15 protein-coding genes are annotated in these 16,759 nt (G+C 71.9%); 8 read left to right on the forward strand and 7 right to left on the reverse strand.

The features are described 5' to 3' along the window. Positions 1 to 10: 10 nt before the first annotated feature. Together asnB and TU31_RS22855 are read left to right on the forward strand one after the other, a co-directional pair. A complete protein-coding gene (gene asnB, locus TU31_RS22850) occupies positions 11 to 1,861 on the forward strand; it encodes an asparagine synthase (glutamine-hydrolyzing) (protein WP_042157794.1) in 1,851 nt (616 codons plus the stop codon). Continuing rightward, positions 1,858 to 3,150, forward strand: a complete 1,293-nt coding sequence (locus TU31_RS22855) for an FAD-dependent monooxygenase (RefSeq protein WP_245698641.1) — start codon at positions 1,858 to 1,860, stop codon at positions 3,148 to 3,150. The genes asnB and TU31_RS22855 overlap by 4 nt, the downstream gene beginning before the upstream one ends. Before the next feature lie 116 nt (positions 3,151 to 3,266). Here TU31_RS22855 and TU31_RS22860 read toward each other — a convergent pair whose 3' ends face one another. From TU31_RS22860 to TU31_RS22875, 4 genes are all read right to left on the reverse strand, one after another. Further along, positions 3,267 to 4,322 carry a methyltransferase gene (locus tag TU31_RS22860; protein ID WP_042157797.1) on the reverse strand — a complete coding sequence of 352 codons (1,056 nt, stop codon included), beginning with the start codon at positions 4,320 to 4,322 and terminating at the stop codon, positions 3,267 to 3,269. Positions 4,323 to 4,392: 70 nt separating this feature from the next. Beyond that, positions 4,393 to 4,677 (reverse strand): antibiotic biosynthesis monooxygenase family protein, encoded by a 285-nt coding sequence (locus TU31_RS22865; protein WP_042157798.1) that lies wholly within the window; start codon positions 4,675 to 4,677, stop codon positions 4,393 to 4,395. Between the two features lie 50 nt (positions 4,678 to 4,727). Continuing rightward, positions 4,728 to 6,386: a class I adenylate-forming enzyme family protein gene (locus TU31_RS22870; RefSeq protein ID WP_245698643.1), complete on the reverse strand. Its 1,659-nt coding sequence runs from the start codon at positions 6,384 to 6,386 to the stop codon at positions 4,728 to 4,730. Next, positions 6,383 to 6,847: a nuclear transport factor 2 family protein gene (locus TU31_RS22875; protein WP_042157799.1), complete on the reverse strand. Its 465-nt coding sequence runs from the start codon at positions 6,845 to 6,847 to the stop codon at positions 6,383 to 6,385. The genes TU31_RS22870 and TU31_RS22875 overlap by 4 nt, the downstream gene beginning before the upstream one ends. A 214-nt stretch (positions 6,848 to 7,061) precedes the next feature. Between TU31_RS22875 and fabG the strand changes: the two genes are divergently transcribed. The 5 genes from fabG (at position 7,062) to TU31_RS22900 (ending at position 12,397) form a co-directional block, all read left to right on the forward strand. Further along, positions 7,062 to 7,853 (forward strand): 3-oxoacyl-ACP reductase FabG, encoded by a 792-nt coding sequence (gene fabG / locus TU31_RS22880; protein ID WP_042157801.1) that lies wholly within the window; start codon positions 7,062 to 7,064, stop codon positions 7,851 to 7,853. Positions 7,854 to 7,912: 59 nt separating this feature from the next. Further along, a complete protein-coding gene (locus TU31_RS22885; RefSeq protein ID WP_042157803.1) occupies positions 7,913 to 8,866 on the forward strand; it encodes an aromatase/cyclase in 954 nt (317 codons plus the stop codon). Beyond that, complete coding sequence (locus tag TU31_RS22890) at positions 8,856 to 10,679, forward strand: FAD-dependent monooxygenase (RefSeq protein ID WP_078885910.1); 1,824 nt, start codon at positions 8,856 to 8,858, stop codon at positions 10,677 to 10,679. Before TU31_RS22885 ends, TU31_RS22890 begins: the two co-directional genes overlap by 11 nt. Positions 10,680 to 10,720: 41 nt before the next feature. Continuing rightward, complete coding sequence (locus TU31_RS22895; protein ID WP_078885961.1) at positions 10,721 to 11,527, forward strand: SDR family oxidoreductase; 807 nt, start codon at positions 10,721 to 10,723, stop codon at positions 11,525 to 11,527. Between the two features lie 87 nt (positions 11,528 to 11,614). Next, entirely contained in the window at positions 11,615 to 12,397 is a 783-nt protein-coding gene (locus TU31_RS22900) for a cyclase family protein (RefSeq protein WP_042157812.1), read from the forward strand. Between the two features lie 95 nt (positions 12,398 to 12,492). On the opposite strand, the gene TU31_RS22905 is transcribed toward TU31_RS22900, so the two are convergent. The 3 genes from TU31_RS22905 to TU31_RS22915 are packed head-to-tail and all read right to left on the reverse strand — an operon-like array spanning position 12,493 to position 15,058. Next, on the reverse strand, positions 12,493 to 13,554 hold the full coding sequence (locus TU31_RS22905) for an acyltransferase domain-containing protein (protein ID WP_042157814.1): 1,062 nt from the start codon (positions 13,552 to 13,554) through the stop codon (positions 12,493 to 12,495). After that, on the reverse strand, positions 13,551 to 14,633 hold the full coding sequence (dapC, locus tag TU31_RS22910; protein ID WP_042157816.1) for a succinyldiaminopimelate transaminase: 1,083 nt from the start codon (positions 14,631 to 14,633) through the stop codon (positions 13,551 to 13,553). Before dapC ends, TU31_RS22905 begins: the two co-directional genes overlap by 4 nt. Further along, entirely contained in the window at positions 14,630 to 15,058 is a 429-nt protein-coding gene (locus TU31_RS22915; RefSeq protein WP_042157818.1) for a PPOX class F420-dependent oxidoreductase, read from the reverse strand. The genes dapC and TU31_RS22915 overlap by 4 nt, the downstream gene beginning before the upstream one ends. 186 nt (positions 15,059 to 15,244) lie before the next feature. On the opposite strand from TU31_RS22915, the gene TU31_RS22920 reads away from it, so the two are divergent. Further along, positions 15,245 to 16,759 (forward strand): FAD-dependent monooxygenase, encoded by a 1,515-nt coding sequence (locus tag TU31_RS22920; RefSeq protein ID WP_052719013.1) that lies wholly within the window; start codon positions 15,245 to 15,247, stop codon positions 16,757 to 16,759.

The following is a 16,759-nucleotide window of genomic DNA, read 5'->3' on the forward strand; positions in this document are numbered from 1 at the left end:
GGGCCGTCCCATGTGTGGAGTCACGGGCTGGGTCGATTTCGAACGGGACCTGTCGTCCGAGCACGCCACGGCCGGGGCCATGACCCGGACCCTGGCCTGCCGCGGCCCGGACGACGAGGGGGTGTGGCTGGGCGGGCACGCGGCGCTCGGCCACCGCAGGTTGGCGGTGATCGATCCGGAGCACGGCCGACAGCCGATGCACACCACCGCGGGCGACGGTTCGGGGGTGGTCATCACCTTCAGCGGAGAGATCTACAATTTCCGTGAGCTGCGGGCCGAGTTGATCGCGTACGGACATCGGTTCCGCACCCGCTGCGACACCGAGGTGGTGTTGCGGGGCTATGTCCAGTGGGGCCGGGGCCTGGCCGAACGGCTCAACGGCATGTACGCCTTCGCCGTCTGGGACCAAGCGCGCGAGGAACTGCTGCTGGTGCGCGACCGGATGGGCGTCAAACCGCTCTACTACTACCCCACCGCGCACGGTGTGCTCTTCGGCTCCGAGCCCAAGGCCGTCCTCGCCCATCCGTCGGTGCCCCGCCGGGTGACGGCGGAGGGCCTGTGCGAGGTGCTGGACATGGTCAAGACACCGGGGCGGACGGTCTTCTCCGGGATGTACGAGGTGCGGCCCGGCGAGCTGGTCGTCGTCGGGCGCAGCGGCCTCACCCGGCGGACGTACTGGCGGCTCCAGGCCCACGAGCACACCGACGACCTGGACACCACCATCGCCACGGTTCGCGATCTGCTGTCGGACACGGTCACCCGCCAACTGGTCTCCGACGTCCCGCTGTGCACGCTGCTGTCGGGCGGCCTGGACTCCTCGGCGGTGACCGCACTCGCTGCGAGCGAGCTCGGCGCGGCGGGGAGGGGGCCGGTACGGACCTTCTCGGTCGACTTCACCGGCGCCGGCACCGGCTTCGAGCCGGACGCCGTACGCCGGGCCACGGACGCGCCCTTCGTACGGGAGATGGTGCGGCACGTGGGCGCCGACCACACGGAAGTCCTCCTGGAAAGCGGCGGGTTGTCCGCCCCCGCGGTACGCGATGCGGTGCTGACGGCCACCGATGCGCCACCCGCCTACTGGGGTGACATGTGGCCCTCGCTCTACCTCTTCTTCCAGCAGGTGCGCCGGCACTGCACGGTGGCGCTGTCCGGGGAGGCGGCGGACGAACTCTTCGGGGGCTACCAGTGGTTCCACCGCAGAGCCGCGGTCCAGGCCGAGACCTTCCCCTGGCTGACCCCCGGTTCGGCCCGCTACTTCGGCGGCCGGGGCCTGTTCGACCGGAAGCTGCTGGACAAGCTGGACCTGCCGGGCTACCAGCGGGACCGGTACGCGCAGGCCCGCGCGGAGGTCCCGGTGCTGCCCGGAGAGAGCGAGCCGGAGCGCGCGCTGCGCCGGGTGTCGTACCTGAACCTGACCCGCTTCGTGCAGACCCTCCTGGACCGCAAGGACCGGATGAGCATGGCCACCGGACTGGAGGTGCGGGTGCCGTTCTGCGACCACCGCCTGGTGGAATACGTCTTCAACGTGCCGTGGGAGATGAAGACTTTCGACGGCAGGGAGAAGAGCCTGCTGCGGGCGGCGGTGACCGATCTGCTGCCGCAGTCCGTCCTCACCCGGGTCAAGACGCCCTACCCCGCCACCCAGGACCCGGCGTACGAGCGGGTGCTGCGGCGGGAGCTGTCCGCCGTGCTGGCGGACGGGGACGCCCCGGTGCGGGAGCTGATGGATCTGGAAAAGGCCCGGGAGGTGCTGCGGCGTCCGGTGGGCGGCGTCAGCCGCCCCTACGATCGCGGCAGTCTGGAGATGGCGCTGTGGATGAACACCTGGTTGACCGCGCACGACATCCGGCTGGAGTTGTGAGCGCTGACGCGGTGGGTCCCGATGCCGCGGCCCTCCGCGCCGGGTGCTCCGCCGAGGTGGAAGTGGACGTGTGCGTCGTCGGCGGCGGCCCGGCCGGGCTGACCCTGGCGCTGCTGATGTTGCGCTCGGGCGCGCGCGTCGCGCTCGTCGAGCGCAGCAACACGCTGGAGCGTGCCTACCGCGGGGAGATCCTCCAACCCGGCGGTCAGCAGCTGCTGGCCGCGCTCGGCGTCCTCGACGGGGCCCGTGCACGCGGGTGCCACGAACATGACGGTTTCCGGCTGGAGGAGCACGGCAGGATCCTGATCGAGGGGGACTACCGCCGGCTGCCGGGGCCGTTCAACTGCCTGCTCAGCCTCCCCCAGCGGCATCTGCTGGCCGAACTGCTGCTCCGCTGCCGGGCCCATCCGGCTTTCGTCTGTCTGACCGGCAGCAAGGTGAACGGGCTGGTGGAGGAGGCGGGCGTGGTCCGCGGGGTGGTCTGCTCCGGTGCGGGGGGCGAGCCGGGCGGGCGGGTGGTACGGGCACAGTGCGTGGTGGGGGCGGACGGGCGGTACTCCACCGTCCGCCGCCTCGCCGGGATCCCCTACGACCGGGTGGACCTCTTCGACCAGGACGTGCTCTGGTTCAAGCTCACCGCCGGCGCCACCCGTACGGTGCGGATCCTCCGCGCCGGGGGCAGCCCCGTCCTCGCGTACACCTCCTTCCCCGACCGGGTGCAGCTGGGCTGGACCCTGCCGCACCGCGGCTACCGGAAGCTGGCGTCGCGCGGTTTTGAGTACGTCAAGGACCGCATCCGCGCCTCGGTGCCGCAGTACGCGGAAGCCGTGGAGGAGCAGATCGGCGGCTTCAAGGACCTGTCCCTGCTCGATGTGTTCGCCGGCAGCGCCCGGCAGTGGGCGCGCGACGGGCTGCTGCTGATCGGGGACAGCGCGCATACCCACAGCCCGATCGGCGCCCAGGGCATCAACCTGGCCATCCAGGACGCGGTAGCGGCCCACCCCGTGCTCTGCGAGGGGTTGCGTCGGCGCGATCTGAGCGCTCGTTTCCTGACCCCGCTGGTCGTCCGGCGGCAGCGGGAGACCGGAAAAATGACGAAGCTTCAGCTGATGCAGAGCCGGATGATGCTTTCCACCGGCCGTCTCTCCGGCATCGTACGGCCCAAGGCCGCGATGCTGGTCTCGCGTACGCCCCCCTACCGCTCGGTGCTGCGGCGCATCGCCTACGGCGACCGCGGCGTGGAGGTTCGGCACGACCTCTTCCGCGACACCGAAACCGCTCCCGCCTGATCCCGTCCGTCCCTCGTGTCTCCGCGGGGAGGCGAGGCACCGGGGAAGCCCCCGGCCGCAGGTTCTGCGGCCGGGGGCTTCTGGTGTGTGAGGCGGTGGGCGGTGGGCAGGCGGCGTTACGCCGGGACCCTGCTCTCGAACAGGTGCAGGTACGAGTTGACCGGCCGGACGGACTCCAGCCGCAGGCCCGCCTCCTTGATCAGGGAGCTGAGCCCGTCCTTGGTGTGCTTGCGGCCGCCCACGTTGAGCAGCAACATCAGGTCCATGGCGGTGGTGAAACGGGCCTCGGGGCTGCCGTCGACAAGGTTCTCCATGACCACGACCCGGGCCCCGGCCGGGGCCGCCGCGGCGACGTTCCGCAGCGTGCGCACCGTGCTCTCGTCGTCCCACTCCAGGATGTTCTTCAACAGGTACAGATCGGCGCCCTCGGGGGCCGTACTACGACAGTCGCCCGGCACCAGCCGCGCCCGGCCGGCGAGCGAACCGCCCTCGCGCAGCCGGGGGTCGGCGTCGGCGACCACGGCGGGTAGGTCGAAGAGGGTGCCGCGGAGGCCGGGGTGCTTCTCCAGCAACGTGGCCAGCACCATGCCCTGGCCGCCCGCGATGTCCACGATCTCGCGCGCGTCGCCGATGGTGAGCACCTCGGTGATGGCCCGTGCGGACAAGACGCTGGACTGGGTCATGGCCTTGTCGAAGACCACCGCGGACTCCCGGGCCTCCGCGGTGTGCAGCCAGGCGAAGAACTCGCTGTCGTACAGCCCGGCGAAGACTTCCTTCCCGGTGCGCACCGCCTCCTCCAGGTGCGGCCACAGCTCCCAGGACCATGGTTCGGTGGCCCACAGGGCGGAGTAGCGCAGGCTGCGCGGCGCGTCCTCGCGCAGCAGCCGCGAGGTGTCGGTGTGCTGGAACCGCCCGTCGGGCAGCTCGGCGAAGATGCCGTGCGCGGCCAGGGCGCGCAGCAGCCGGGCCAAGGCTTGGGCATCGGCGCCGACGGCGTCGGCGAGGGCCGGCGCGCCGGTGGGCTCGTCGCCGAGGGCGTCGGCCACGCCCAGGCGGGCCGCGGCGCGGACGGCCGCGGCACAGGCGGCGCTCAGGGCGAGCTCGCGCAGGTGCCTCACGGCCGGGGGGAGCACCGTGCCGGGAGTGCCGGACGTACGGGCTGTGCTGGTCACGGATGAATCCCTTTCGTTGGTACGGGAGCGGGCGTGGGTCCGGTCTGCGGGCCAGTGGCTCGCGGGCCGACTAGTGGACGGTGAGCAGCGTGTACGGAGCCGGGTCGGCGGTCGCGAGCTGCTGCACGTGTCGTACGGCGGCGAGGAACTCCTCGGTGCGGGCGGCGCGCTGGTGAGCGGCGGCGTCCTCCCACTCGGCCAGCTCCACGTACACCTTGGGGTCCTTGCCGGAGCGGTAGAGGCGATGGGAGTGGAAGCCCGGCTGGCGGGTCATATGAGCCGTGATGTCCGCCAGTCGCTTCTCGAACTCCGCGGTGTCGCCGTCGACGGTGAACCGGTTGATGAAGGTGAACACGCGTCTTCCTCTCGTGCGGTGGGGTGTGGGGCTGCGGTGGGGCGCCGCGGTCAGTCCGGGGCATGCCGGGTGAGGGTGGCGTCCCGCAGTTCACGACGCTGGATCTTGCCGGTGGGTGAGCGTGGGATGCGTTCGACCACGTCGAGGTACCGGATGTGCTGGTAGTAGGGGAGCTGGTCGTTGACGAAGCGGGTGACGGCGGTGGGGTCGGCACCGGAGCCCTTGAGGACCACCAGCGCGTGCGCCACGGCCCCGCTGTACTCGTCCGGGTGGTCGAAGACCGCGCAATCGGCGACGTCCGGGCTGCGGAGCAGGACGTGCTCGATCTCCAGCGGCGACACCAGCCAGTTGTCGCACTTGAAGACGTCCTTGACGCGGTCGACGACGAACAGCCGCCCGTCCGCGTCCGCGTAGCCGATATCCCCGGTGGAGAACCAGCCGCCGGGCTCCACGGCCTCCTCCGGAGGGCGGGACAGGTATCCCTTCATCAACTGCGGTCCCGTGACCTGGATTTCACCGCGTTCCCCGACCGGAAGCACGGCTCGGGTGTCCAGGTCGACGATCCGGCACCAGGTACCGGGGACGGGCGGCCCCGAGGAGCCGGTGACCGGGTGGTCCAGGCTGTCGAAGTGCGTGGACGGTGAGGTCTCAGCGAGCCCGTACCCCTGAACGACCGGCACCCGGAAGTGCCCGCCCAGGAGGTCGGCAGTACGGGCGGGCAATGCGGAGCCTCCGGAAAGCACCGCCTTCAGCGTGGGCACGGACAGGCCGGCCAGGCGCGGGTGCGCGGCCAGGCGGGAGAGCCGGACCGGCAGGCTGTAGAAGTGCGTTGCCCCGTGCCGGGCCGCCGTCCGCACCGCCTGCTCACCGTCGTCCCCAGGGCACAGGACGTGGGTCGCCGCGACGGTGACCGCGATGTTGAGGTGCATCAGGTGGAAGGACGGGAGGTTGTTCAGCAGGATCGAGTGTTCGGTCAGCCGGTGGGCGTGGGCCGTCTGGGCCGCGTTCACCGTCAGATTCCGGTGCGTGAGCTGCACGGTCTTCGGGGCGCCCGTGGTGCCGCTGGTGAACTGGAGATTGGCCACCGCCCCGGCGTCGGACGCGGCCGGCGGTGCCACGGGCGCGGCCCGGTCGACCAGTTCGTCGAGCGCGGGAATCCGCCGCGTCGTCTCCTCGTACTCCGCCTCCCGATGGGTGAGCACCACGGTGCGCAGGGCGGGCAGTGCGGGACGGACCGCCTGGATGCGCGCGTACATGGCGGGCGGCACGATCACTGCCCGGGCGCCTGAGGACGTCAGGACGTGCGCCAGGCGCTCCTCGCGCAGCAGCGGATTGAACATGGCGCTGACCAGCCCCGCCCGGGCGGCTCCGAAGTACGCCAGCGCAAAGGGCAGGTCGAGCGCCGCGGCGATCCCGACCACTGCGCCGGGGCCGGGCTCGCCGATCAGAGTCCGCAGCGCGGCGGCGCACCGGGTCACCCGCTCGTCCAGAGCGGCGTAGGTCAGCGCTCCCGACGGGCCGCTCAGTGCGAGCCGGCCGGGGGCACGTCGGGCGGCCCGTCGCAGCAGATCGTCGATCCGTGGGCCGCCCACGAGGTGGTCGATGGTCTCCAGAGGGGCGCCGGTCGCGGTGCTGTCGCCCTCGCCGGCCGGCCGCGGATTCCCCGCCCGGCCGTGCTCCGGGTCGGTCTCCTCCATGGCGTACGTCACCGCAGGTCGTCCCGGCGGACCTCGCGGCGGCGGACGCGCAGCCGGCCCTCCTCCCGCACCAGCACGTCGTCACAGGTGGTGCTCAGGTGCACGGAAGCCTGACCGTCGCGCGGGGTGCTGAGGATCAGGGCGTACGTACGGGCGTGAATAGTGCCGTCGGCCTGTTTGTCGGCCTCCAGCATGCCCAGCCAGTGGCGGCGCTGGAGCCCCTGCTCGGCCAGCTGTGCGGCGGCCTTGCGGGCGCCGCCGGCGATGGCGGCGCGGCCGACGGACGGCTCCGGGTGGGCGTTGGCCGTGAACACCCCGTCCTCGGTGAAGGTCGCTGCCCACTCCTCCATCATGCCTTGGTCCAGGAACCGCATCTGGCGGCCGTAGAAGTGCTGGATCTCCTGATAGAGCGCGTCGTCGACGGGGAGGACGGGCGATGCGGAGCCCGACGGGGGCCGCTTCGACGGTGACATGGGATCTCCTCTCCGGCGGCCGCGCGGTGGGCGGCCACCCGCCGTGAGCGTGACAGCACCGCTTCGACCCGTCTTAGAGCGGCGAACCGGCGAGCCGACGACCGTGGTCGGCCCGGCCACGGCCCCAACCGCGGTCGGTTCCGCCTCGAACCCTCGCTTGCACGCTGGTGGTGCGCCGTACCCCGGACACACCTCACACCACCGGAGGAGCCCCATGAGCAGCACCGCCACACCCCCCGCCACGGCCCTGGTCACCGGCGGCACCAGCGGCATCGGCCTGGCCGTGGCCGAGACCCTTGCCGCCCGCGGGCTGCGGGTGTTCCTCTGCGCCCGCAGTCGCGACACCGTGGAGACGGTGGTCAAGGACCTGCGGGCCCGGGGGTACGAGGTGGACGGCTGCGAGGGGGACGTCCGCTCGCGCGAGTCGGTGAGCCGGGTGGTTCGCGCGGCCGTCGACAGCTTCGGCCCGGTGGGCGTCCTGGTGAACAACGTGGGCCGCAACGGCGGCGGAACCACCTCCCGGATCACCGACGAGCTGTGGTACGACGTGATCGACACGAACCTCAACAGCACCTTCCTGGTCACCCGCGAGGTCCTGACCACAGGAGGCATGGAGGAGGCCGGGTGGGGGCGGATCATCAACATCGCCTCCACCGGCGGCAAGCAGGGTGTGCCGCTGGGCGCGCCCTACTCGGCGTCCAAGGGCGGGATGATCGGCTTCACCAAAGCCCTGGCCAAGGAACTGGCAACCTGCGGGATCACCGTCAACGCGGTGTGCCCGGGATATGTGGAGACCCCGATGGCCGCCCGCGTCCGGCAGGCGTATGCCACCACCTGGCAGACCACTGAGGACGAGGTCCTCGCCCGCTTCAACGCCAAGATCCCGCTGGGCCGCTACTCCACCCCCGGGGAAGTGGCCGGGCTGGTGGGCTATCTGGTGGGTGACGAGGCCGCCTCCATCACCGCGCAGGCCCTCAACGTCTGTGGCGGACTGGGCAGTTACTGAACCCCACCGCACGCCTTCCGCCGTGCCATGAGCCCTCACAGTCATGAGAAGGGAAGCCCATGCCCGCGCCCCGCATCCACCACACCGTCCATGAAACGGCCGTCGAGGCCCCGGCCGACCGGGTGTACGCGCTCGTCCGCGACGCCGCGTCCTGGCCGCAGCGCTTCACCCCCACCGTCCACGTCCGGCGCGAGGAACTCGGCCCCCGCGATGAGCGGCTGCACCTCTGGGCCACCGCCAACGACGAGGTCAAACACTGGACGTCGCATCGCACCCTGGACCCGGTCCGGCGGCGGGTGATCTTCCGCCAGGAGGTCTGCTCCCCTCCCGTCGCCGCGATGGGCGGGGAGTGGGTCATCGAGGACCGGCCCGGCGGCACCAGCACACTGACGCTGCACCATGACTTCGCCGCGGTGGACGACCTTCCCGGGAACGTGGAGTGGATTACCTCAGCCACCGACCGCAACAGCACCACCGAGCTCCAGAACATCAAGGCCCTGGCGGAGGGGTGGCGGGAGCCGGACGAGCTGCTGTTCTCCTTCGAGGACCACGAGACGGTGCACGCCCCGGCTGACACGGTGTACGGCTTCCTGCGTGACGCCGACCAGTGGCCCCACCGCCTCCCCCATGTCGCGCGTATGGAACTGGCCGAACCCTCGGACGGCATCCAGCAGATGACCATGGTGACCCGCGCGGGCAACGGCTCGGAGCACACCACCGCATCGGTACGGGTCTGCTTCCCCGCCGAGCGGACCATCGTCTACAAGCAGGTGACCACCCCGCCGCTGATGACCCTGCACACCGGCCGGTGGACGGTGGCGGACACCGGTGACGGGCTGCGGGTCACGTCGCAGCACACCATCCGGCTCAACGCGGCGGCCATCCCCGCCGTCGTCGGCGAGGGCGCGACGCCGGCCGAGGCACGGACGTACGTCCGCGAGGCGGTCGGCGGAAACAGCGCCGCCACGCTCGCCCTCGCCAAGGAATTCGCGGAGGCGCGGCATGCCGACTGAGCCGCGGCGGCCTGCCCGCCGGGCACCGCGCCGGTCCACGGCGGGCGGCCGCAGCGAGGTGCTGATCGCCGGTGCCGGCCCGGTCGGCCTCACCCTCGCCCATGAACTGGCCCGCAGACGGGTGCGGGTGCGGGTGGTGGACCGGGCGTCGGGCCCGGCGACGACCAGCCGTGCACTGGCCGTCCATCCGCGCACACTGGAGATCGCCCACCAGATGGGGCTGGCCGATGCGCTGCTGGCGCGCGGGCAGCGTGTCACACACTTCACGCTGCATCTGCGCGGCCGCGAGCTGATCTGCTTCGACACCAACTACACGCGCCTGCACACCTGCTATCCCTTCTCCCTGATGCTGGATCAGGTGCGTACGGAGGAGGTCCTCAGGAGCCGACTGGCAGAACTGGGGGTGACCATCGAGTGGGGGGTGGAGCTGGCGGACTGCCGGCCGGACGGGGAGCGGGTGATCGCCCGGCTGCGGCGTGGCAGCACCGCCCCCGGTCGGGCGGCAGCGGGCGAGGAGGGTACCCGGACGACCGTCGAAGAAGAGGTCGAGGTGCCTTGGCTGGTGGGCGCGGACGGCTCGCGCAGCACCGTGCGCGACCGGCTTGGGCTGCGCCTGGTCGGCGATGCCACCCGGACCTGGCTGAACGCGGACGTGGTGCTGGACGCGGACCTGCCGCGCGACAGCAACCATCTGCTGCATACCGGCTCCGGCACCGTCCTGCTCGTCCCCTTCCCGGACCCGGGCAAATGGCGGGTGGTGGACACCGAGGAGACGGACGCGGCGGGCGACACGGAGGCGGTGCGCCGGCGACTGGGGGAGAAGATCTCCGCTGCGCTCGGCCGCCCGGTCACGGTCGGGGAGCCGACCTGGATCTCGGTCTTCCGAGTACAGCAGCGCATGATCACCGCCATGCGCTCGGGCCGCTGCTTCGTGGCCGGGGATGCGGCGCATGTCCACAGCCCTGCCTCTGGCCAGGGCATGAACACCGGGATGCAGGACGCCTACAACCTGGCGTGGAAGCTGGCCGACGTCGTCCGTGGCCATGCCCACGAGACCCTGCTCGATTCCTACGCCGCCGAGCGCCTCCCGGTGGGCGGCAGGCTGCTCTCGTCGACCCGGAAGGCGACCGCGCTCGTGGCGCTGCGCAACGCGGCCGCTCCCGTGCTCATGCCGGTGGGGCTCACCGCCCTCAAAGCGCTGCGACCGGTCAAGCGGCGGGTCGAGCACCGGATCATGGCGGGCCTCTCCGGTCTCGCGCTGCACTACGGGGACGGACCGCTCAGCCCCGCCCCGGCCCCGGGCGCGGACCGTGGTGTGCAGCCGGGGCACCGCGTGGGGTGTACGGCGCGGGACGAAGCGGACCATCCGGGGTGGCGGGCGCTCCGCGCGGCGCTGACCGATCCCCGCTGGACCCTGCTGCTGTTCCCGACGGCCCCGGATGCCTCCGGCCGCGCCCCCGCCCGGCACAAGGCCCCCGACCAGCACACCGTCGACCGGGCTGCAGGGGAGCGTCTGGAGCGGCATTTCGGCCGGGCCGTATCCGTGCACCGCGTCCGTCCGGGCACCGGGGGACAGGACGAGCCGGACGTCCTGCCCGATCCGGACGGCGCTCTGCGGCGCGGCCTCGGCGTTCCCCCCGGCGGCTGGGCACTGATCCGGCCGGACGGCTACCTCGCGGCAAAGGCGCCGTTCGCCACCGCCGAGGCCATGGAGGAGATGTTGCGCGGCCTCCATCTGATCCCCGAGCAGACAGCAGCGCAGTCACCACGGCACGAGGACGGCGGCGTACGACAGGACGCGCGGGCCGAATGAGGCCGTGCGACGTGGACAAAACCGATGACGGAGGCACTTCCATGACAGTGGATACGACAGCAGAGGCGACAGCACACCCGGCGGACCACTCCGGTGGACCGTGCCGCACCCTCAGCGACTCCGTGGCCCTGGTCACCGGGGCCACCGGTGGCCTCGGCCGCGCCATCGCCGACAAGCTCGTCGCCGCGGGCTGCGAGGTATTGCTCAATTACGCCCACGACAGCCGCGCCGCACTCGACGTGGAGCGGCGACTCGTCAAGGCGGGGGGCACGGTGCGCCTGGTGCGGGCGGACATCGGCACGCCCGCCGGCGTGGTGCGGCTCCTCGACGACATCCGCCGCACCCACGGGCGGCTGGACGTCCTGGTGCACAGCGCCGCCTCCTTCCACCCGGCCCCCACCGCCGCCCCGCACGTCGGACGGTCGCTGCGCGACGGTGCCGTGGCACTCGGACCGCTGCTGTACGGCGCCAGTCGCCTCGGGGAGTTGATGACACCGGGTAAGGGCCGGATAGTGGCGGTCTCCAGTACGGGGGCACATCGTGTGGTGCCCGGTTACGCGGGTGCGGGCATGGCCAAGGCCGCGCTGGAGACCCTGGTGCGCTATCTCGCGGTGGAGCTGGCCGAGCGGGGCGTCGCCGTCAACGCGGTGGCGGCAGACAAGCTGGCTGACCCCGGCGCGGACGCCCTGCCCGCCGACGTGCGGGAGCGGTTGGAGCGACGGACCGCGACCGGGCGCCTGGCATTCCCTGAAGAGGTGGCCGACGTGGTGGCGCTGCTGTGCCGCCCGGAGGCGGGCGGACTGCACGGGCAGGTCCTCACCGTGGACGGTGGAGCGGCTCTGCGCTGACCGGCTTGCGCCCGTATCCGTCACCACCCCCGCTGGTGAACGACCGGCGGATGACGTCGTGTTGACACGAGAGAACAGAGGCCAGTGATGCGCATTGTCGATCTGTCGTCGACCGTGGACGCGAACCAGTGGGAGATCGACCCGGTGGAACACCAGGTCCTCTCTCCCGCCGAGGGCGGCCGCCACATGGCCGAGGGAATGCGGCGCGACTACGGCATCGAGTTCGACCCGGCCGAGCTGCCCGACGGCGAACTGCTCTCCCTGGACACCCTGAAGCTGACCACCCACACCGGGACCCACGTCGACGCCCCGTCGCACTACGGGTCCAAGGCCCGCTACGGCGTTCCCCGCCACATCGACCGGATGCCGCTGGACTGGTTTCTGCGGCCCGGCCTCAAGCTGGACCTCACCGACGCACCGACCGGGGTCATCGGCGCCGGCCGACTGCGGCGCGCGCTCGACGAGGCCGGCCGCGACCCGCGCCCCCTGGACATCGTGCTGCTGCACACCGGAGCCGACCAACGTGCGGGCACGCCCGCGTACTTCAGCGAGTTCGCGGGGCTCGACGCCCAGGCCACCCATCTGCTGCTGGACTTCGGGGTGAAGGTCATCGGCACCGACGCCTTCAGCCTGGACGCCCCCTTCGGGCACATGCTCACCGAGTACCGGCGCACCGGCGACGGCGGGGTGCTGTGGCCGGCCCACTTCGTGGGCAGGGAGCGCGAATACTGCCAGATCGAACGGCTGAGCAATCTCGGCGCGCTGCCCGGCCCGACCGGGTTCCTGGTCTCGTGCTTCCCGGTGAAGATCGCGGGCGCGGGTGCGGGCTGGACCCGCGCGGCGGCGCTCATCGATGACGAGGACGGGTGACGACCGCGCCGCAGGACGAAGTGCTGAGGGGCGCCCGCGATCGTGCGGGGCGCCCCTCATTTCCGTACCTCACGTCGGTACCGGTGCGTGCACACCTACAACGGCACCGGGTACCCCTCGTCCCGCAGTTCCTCCCGCGCGGCCTCGAGGCAGGCTCGTTCGTCCTCCGGCACGCCCTGGCCCTTCGGCGCCAAGGCGATCACCCGGCTGCGTCCGCGCCGTACGGCGGGGTGGCGCCGGGCCACACTCGACAGCCCCCGGCCGGGCCCGGCCTCGACCACCACGTGGTCCCCTGAGGTCAGCAGCGCGTCCAGGGCCGGCCAGAACCGCACCGTATCGACGGGCTGTGCGGCCCAGAACGCGGGATTCGCGCACTGGGCCGCCGTCAGCGGTGCCGCTGTGTAACACGAGTACACCGGTACCTTGGGCTCGCGCCGCGCCACCGACGCCAGCAGGCGCTCGGCGCCCTGGGCGTACGGGGCGATCACCGGGCTGTGGAAGGGACTCAGCGCGGGGACGCGCCGGGCTGCCAGGCCGTCGGCGCACAGCCGTTGGCCCACCGCCCGCAGCGCGTTCTCCGGCCCGGCAAGCACCGTCTGCTGCGGCGCGTTGACGGCACCGACCACCACACCGTCGCCCAGATAGGGCTCCAGCCTGTCGGGGGCCGCCGCCACCGCGAGGAGTCCGCCCGGTGGTGCCTGCGCCAGCCGTACCACCCGGTCCAGCACCACTCGGGCGGCGTCCCGCACCGTGAACACCTCCGCGAGGGAGGCCGCGGCCAGCTCGCCGATGCTGTGGCCGAGCAGCGCGGCAGGCCGGATGCCCCAGCTCTCGACCAGGCGTCCGAACGCGAAGTCCAGTGCGAACAGCAGGGGTTGGGAGCGCAGGACGTGGTCCATCGGCAGTCCGTGGCCCAGCGCGCGCCGGCCGCCCGGTGCGGTGCCGGTCCCGGTGAGCCAGTCGTCCCGTATGCGTCCGCCCTCCCCGCCCATCGCGTCCAGCACCTCGTCAACCGCGTCCGCGAAGGCCGGTTCCGCCGCGTACAGACCGGCGGCCATGCCGGGGTGCTGCGAGCCCTGGCCGGGCAGCAGCAGCGCCACTGGCCGCGGACCGGCAGCGGGGTACGCGGCGGGGCGTGCCGCAGCGGGGGTGCTCATCGCAGGCGGGCGGCGGCAGCGGTGATCCGCTCGTCGCTCGCCGTGATCGCGATGCGGACATGGCGCTCCCCGGCCTGACCGTAGAAGACGCCGGGGGCGACGAGGATGCCGTGCTCGGAGAGTTCCTTCACCGTCGCCCAGCACGACTCTCCACGGGTCGCCCACAGGAAGAGACCCGCCGCCGAGTGCTCAATGGTGAAACCGGCCGCGAGCAGCGCCGCGCGCAGGGTCTGCCGACGGCGCGCGTACCGCGCCCGCTGCTCCTCGACGTGTGCGTCGTCCGCGAACGCGGCGCGCATGGCGCCCTGTACGGGAGCGGGGACGACATGCCCGGCGTGCTTGCGGATCCCGAGCAGCCGCCGTATGAGGGCCGGGTCCCCGGAGCAGATCCCGGCCCGGTAGCCGGCGAGGTTGGAGCGCTTGGACAGCGAGTGCACCGTCAGCAGCCCCTCGTGGCTGCCCCCGCACACCCGCGGGTCCAGGAGAGAGCAGGGCCGGCCGTCCCAGCCGTACTCGATGTAACACTCGTCGTTGACGAGCACGGTGCCGTGTTCCCTGGCCCAGGCGACCAGCGCGCGCAGCTCGTCGGGAGAGTGCACCCTTCCCTCCGGATTGGAGGGTGAGTTGAGCCAGACCACCGCCGGGCGCTCCGTCGCGGGCAGGTCCGGCGGCCAGGCCACGGGGCGGGAGGTGGCTCCGGCGAGCCGGGCGCTCACATCGAAGGTGGGGAAGGCCAGTTCGGGGAAGGCCACCGTGTCGCCGGGGGTGACGCCGAGCATGGTGGGCAGCCAGGCGATCAGTTCCTTGGTGCCGACCGCGGGCAGCACGGCCGTGGGGTCCACGCTGACCCCCAGACGGCGGCGCAGCCAGCCGGCGGCTGCCTCGCGCAGGGCGTCGGTGCCCTCGGTCGGGGGGTAACCCGGGGCGTCGGAGGCCACGGCGAGGGCGTCCCGTACCGGGCGTGGCGTGGGGTCGACGGGCTCGCCCAGGGCGAGATTGACGATGCCGCCGGGGTGTTCGGCCGCCCGGCGCTTGTGCGGCAGGATGACGTCCCACGGGAATTCGGGCATGTCCCTCATCGCTGTGCCTCCTCTTCGATGGTGACCCGGCGGGAGTGCACACCGGTGGCGAGGCTGCCCTCGATGCCCCAACTGATGATCCGCATCGGGCGGATCACGATCATCTCCTCGTCGCACTGCGCACGGCGGGCCTTTCCTCCGGTGGCCAGCGCCCGTGCTCGCCCGTGGATGATCACGGCCCGTACGACTTCCGGATCGCGGCAGGGAATGTCGTCCACGACGAAGGAAACCTTGTCGTTGGCCAGCACGTTGCGGTACTTCCGGCTGCGGCCCATGTTTCTTCCGGTGATCTCGATAACACCGTCGTCCTCATCGAAGAGGAACGAAACGGGGACATTGTGCGGTTCTCCGTACGCGCCGACCGTGGCGAGCCGACCGTAACCCTGTGACCGCAAATAGGCGATTTCCTTCGGGGTGAACGGCATATCGCATCCTTCGATGTTCGTAGGGTCGCGGACACGCTACGAAGTCACCTTCGAGAGCCCTTCGAGTACGAGGGGCAGGCGGGAGTCCGACGACATGGCCAAGGCCCCGGATTACGGCTGGACGGCGGCTCTAAGCCACGGGGCCAGCATGCATCGCGGAAAGCAAATCCCTGCATGAGGAGGGCCGTGGTGGACTACGACGTGGTGGTGGCAGGCGCCGGACCGACCGGTCTGATGCTCGCCTGTGAGCTGCAACTGGCCGGGGTGCGAACCCTGGTGCTGGAACGCCTCGCACAACCGGTGGATTTCTCCAAGGCGTTGGGCGTCCACGCGCGCACCGTGGAACTGCTGGAGATGCGCGGGCTGGCCGCGGAGTTTCTGCGGGACGCCCCGAAGCTGCGCGGCGGCAACTTCGCCAGCCTCGGTGTACCGCTGCGGTTCGAGTCCTTCGACACCCTGCATCCCTACGCCCTGTTCGTTCCCCAGGTCCGTACCGAGCAGCTGCTGACCGAGCGCGCCCTGCACCTGGGCGCACAGCTGCGCCGGGGCCACGCCCTGACCGGCCTGACGCAGGACGAGCACGGCGTGACCGTCACTGTCGAGGGGCCCGACGGGCCGTACGAGGTCAGTGCCGCGTACTTGGTGGGGTGTGACGGGGGCGGAAGCACCGTCCGCAAGCTGCTGGGTATCGACTTCCCCGGCCAGGAGCCCCATATGTTCGCGGTGATTGCGGACGCCCGGTTCCGCGATGAGCTGCCGCATGGCGAGGGCATGGGGCCCATGCGGCCATACGGCGTGATGCGGCACGATATCCGCGCCTGGTTCGCGGCCTTCCCGCTGGAGCCCGGCATCTTCCGGGCAACGGTCGCCTTCTTCGACCGCCCCTACGCCGACCGGCGCGCCGCCGTGACCGAGGACGACGTACGAGCCGCGCTGACCGAGGTGGCCGGCAGCGACTTCGGGATGCACGACGTGCGATGGCTCTCCCGGCTCACCGACACCTCGCGGCAGGCCACCCGCTACCGGGACGGACGGGTGCTGCTGGCCGGTGACGCCGGCCACATCCACCTCCCCGCCGGGGGGCAGGGTCTCAACCTCGGTTTCCAGGACGCCGTCAACCTCGGCTGGAAGCTGGGCGCGACCCTCGCCGGCACGGCCCCGGAGGGGCTGTTGGACACCTACGAGTCCGAGCGGCGCCCCGTCGCGGCGGGCGTGCTGCGCAACACCCGCGCCCAAGCCGTCCTCATCGATCCCGACCCGCGGTTCGAGGGGCTGCGGGAGCTGATGATCGAGTTGTTGCACGTACCGGAGACCAACCGCTATCTGGCCGGCCTGATTTCGGCGCTGGACGTGCGCTACGACCTCCCCGGCGAGCATCCGCTGACCGGTCGACGGGTTCCGGACCTGCTGTTGGACACCGGCGAGGGCAGCCGCAGGCTCAGCTCCTTCTTCCATGAGGCCCGGGGGGTGCTGCTCACCCTGCCGCCGGACCGCGGCCAGGCCGACGCGGCCGCCGGCTGGAAGGACCGGGTCGCTCTCGTCCCGGTGAACGCCGTCAGGGCGCCCGGCGCCCCGTCCGCCGAATTCACCGCGCTGCTCATCCGTCCCGACGGGTACGTCTGCTGGGCCGGTACGCCCGGTGGCGGAGTCGACGGCCTGACCGAGGCGTTGCACGCCTGGTTCGGCGCACCGACGCCGTAA

The organism is Streptomyces lydicamycinicus (assembly GCF_000829715.2).
Classification (GTDB): Bacteria; Actinomycetota; Actinomycetes; order Streptomycetales; family Streptomycetaceae; genus Streptomyces; species Streptomyces lydicamycinicus.